3 protein-coding genes are annotated in these 2,948 nt (G+C 69.8%); all 3 read left to right on the plus strand.

The genetic code is table 11. The features are described 5' to 3' along the window. A partial coding sequence (locus K8V84_RS09635) for a sigma-70 family RNA polymerase sigma factor (RefSeq protein ID WP_304073236.1) occupies window positions 1-680 on the plus strand: 680 nt, incomplete at its 5' end. A 116-nt stretch (window positions 681-796) separates the two neighbouring features. Then, window positions 797-2,122 carry a glycoside hydrolase family 18 protein gene (locus K8V84_RS09640; RefSeq protein WP_304073239.1) on the plus strand — a complete coding sequence of 442 codons (1,326 nt, stop codon included), beginning with the start codon at window positions 797-799 and terminating at the stop codon, window positions 2,120-2,122. Window positions 2,123-2,197: 75 nt separating this feature from the next. Then, window positions 2,198-2,948 (plus strand): FAD-binding oxidoreductase (locus K8V84_RS09645; protein ID WP_304073242.1); only part of this gene is annotated, 751 nt, incomplete at its 3' end.

Below are 2,948 nucleotides of genomic sequence, written 5' to 3' on the forward strand. Positions count from 1 at the left end.
TGTCCATCGCCAAAAAGCACGTGGGCCACAACCTGGCTTTCCTGGACCTGATCCAGGAGGGCAACATCGGCCTGATCAAGGCGGCAGAAAAGTTTGACTGTGCACGCGGTTTCCGCTTTTCCACCTACGCCACCTGGTGGATCCGCCAGGCCATCACCCGCGCCATCGCCGACCAGGCGCGCACCATCCGCATCCCCGTGCACATGGTGGAGACCATCAACAAGATCATCCGGGTCCAGCACCGATTGCACCAGCAACTGGGCCGCGAACCCAGCCTCGCCGAGATCTCCGCCGCTGCGGGCTTCGGCGGTGAGCGTGTCCTGGAGATCCAGCGCATGGCCCGCGAACCGGTCTCCCTGCAGGCCCCCATCGGGGAGGAGGAGTCCGACTTCGGCGACTTCATCGAGGACTCCGACGCCGTCGTACCGGTGGAGGCGGCCGCCTTCACTCTGCTCCAGGAACAGCTGCGGGTGATCCTGGGCGATCTGTCCGATCGTGAACGGCGCATCATCCGACTGAGGTTCGGATTGGCCGACGGGCATCCGCACACCCTGGAACAGGTCGGTCGGGAGTTCGGGGTGACCCGGGAACGCATCCGGCAGATCGAGGCCAAGACCCTCGCCAAACTCCGCCACCCCTCACGGGCCGGAACCCTGAAGGACTTCCTGCACAGCGGTTGACCGGCCTACAACGTCCGGGAACGGCCCCGGGTTCCCCGACGTCCGGGAACGGCCTCATGTGGCCGAGATGGGACGAACCACCACCCCGACCAGGCTCCTGCCCCTACGGTCGTGGTGTGAACGCCCTGCCGACACCCTCCAGGCCCCGACCGTCCCCAGGCCGGCGTCCGCTGCTGGTGGTGGGGGCGGCCGTCGTCGCCGTCGTACTCATCGGGGGGGCCATCGTGCTCCTGAACAAGCGACCGCTCGAACGTATCGGCTACTTCGCCGACTGGAACGTGGCCAACCGCGGATTCACCATCGAACGGCTCAGGCAGAGCGGCGCCCCCGCGCACCTGACCCGCCTGATGTGGGCCTTCGGCGACATCGACCCCGAGGGGCTGTGCCACATCCCCGAGGGCGACCACGACCAGCCCTGGGAGCTCTACCAGCGTCGCTACGACGCCGACGAGAGCGTCGGAGGGGAGGCCGACGAGTACGAGCAGGAACTGGCCGGCGGCCTCAACCAGTTCCGGCAACTGCGCGCCCTGCACCCGGACCTGGGCGCGAGCCTGTCCCTGGGCGGGTGGAACTGGTCGGTGCACTTCTCCACCGCCGCCCGCACCGAGGAGTCCCGGGAGGCCTTCGTGTCCTCCTGCCTCGACCTGTGGCTGCGCGGGAACCTGCCGGTGCGCGGGGACGAGCCCCAGGGCGGTGACGGGGTCGCGGCGGGTGTCTTCGACGGCATCGACCTGGATTGGGAGTGGCCGGGCGGACAGGGCAACTCCGCCAATGTCGAACACCCCGACGACCCGGCCAACTTCACCCTCCTGTTGGCCGAGTTCCGCCGTCAGATGGACGAACTCTCCGCCGAGACCGGCCAGGAGTACGTCCTGTCCGCCTCCCTGCCCGGCGGGGCGTCCCACAGCGAGGCCTACGAGGCGGAGATCTTCGACCACGTCGACTTCGCCACCGTGCAGGGCTACGACTTCTCCGGCCCCTGGAGCGAGAGCACCGCCCACCACTCCAACCTCCACGTCCCCGAATACAACGACGAGGCCAACAGCGTGGACCGGGCCGTCCGCCGCTACCTGGACCTGGGCGCCGATCCCGGTCGGCTGGTGATGGGCGTTCCGGCGTTCGGGCGCGGCTGGCAGGGCGTGCCCCCGGACGAGGACGGCCGCGACCAGGCCGCGGAGGGGCCGGCGGACGACGACTACGACGGCCCGACCCGCCCGTTCAACGAGCTGGAGGAGATGGAGGGGCGCCGCTTCCTCGACGAGGAGGCCGGCTCCTACTGGGTGTACGACGGCGACGAGTGGTGGACCTACGACAACCCCGACGTGATCGCCCTCAAGGGCGAGTACGTGCGGGAGGAGGGCCTGGCCGGAATGATGGTCTGGAACCTCGACATGGACGCCGACGGCGACCTGGTGCGCGTCATGGACGAGTCCCTGGAATGATCCGCTCCGAGGCGGTGGACGGGTGGTCGCGCGGCGTGGTTGCCAGGACGACGTGCGTCACGCCACGCTGATCACATGGCCGACCCGAGCAGCACCACCGCACGACCCGATCTCGCCTCCCTGCGCAGGGACCTGGAGGAATCCGTCCAAGGGACCGTCGCCCTGGACGCGGGAACCCTCGCCCTGTACACCTCCGACGCCTCCAACTACCGCCGCGTCCCCCTGGCCGTGGTCATCCCGGAGACGGTCGAGGACTGCGTGGCGGCGGTCCGCGCCTGCGCCGCGCACGGGGTGCCGGTGATCCCGCGAGGGGGAGGCACGTCCATCGCCGGCAACGCCATCGGCACCGGCGTGGTCATCGACACCTCACGCCATCTTCGGCGCATCGTCGAGGTCGACCCCGCCTCGCGCACCGCCACGGTCGAACCCGGGGTGATCCTCGACGACCTGCGGGCAGCGACCGCCGAACACGGCCTGACCTTCGCCCCCGACCCCTCCACGCACAGTCGCTGCACCATCGGTGGCATGGTCGGCAACAACGCCTGCGGTTCGCACTCGGTGGCCTGGGGCACCACGGCCGACAACATCGTCGCCCTGGACGTGCTGCTGTCCGACGGGACCCGGATGACCGTAGGCTCCGGGCACACCGCCGAGGAGTTCTCCGAACTGGCCGAACGCCCCGGCCGTGAGGGTGAGATCCACGCCGCCCTGGCCCGCCTGGTGCAGACCCACCGCGCCGAGCTGCGCACCGCCATGCCCGAGTTCCGCCGTCGCGTCTCCGGCTACGGACTGGACCGGCTGCTGCCGGAGAAGGGGCGCGACGTCG

The organism is Nocardiopsis listeri (assembly GCF_020741345.1).
Taxonomy (GTDB): domain Bacteria; phylum Actinomycetota; class Actinomycetes; order Streptosporangiales; family Streptosporangiaceae; genus Nocardiopsis; species Nocardiopsis listeri_A.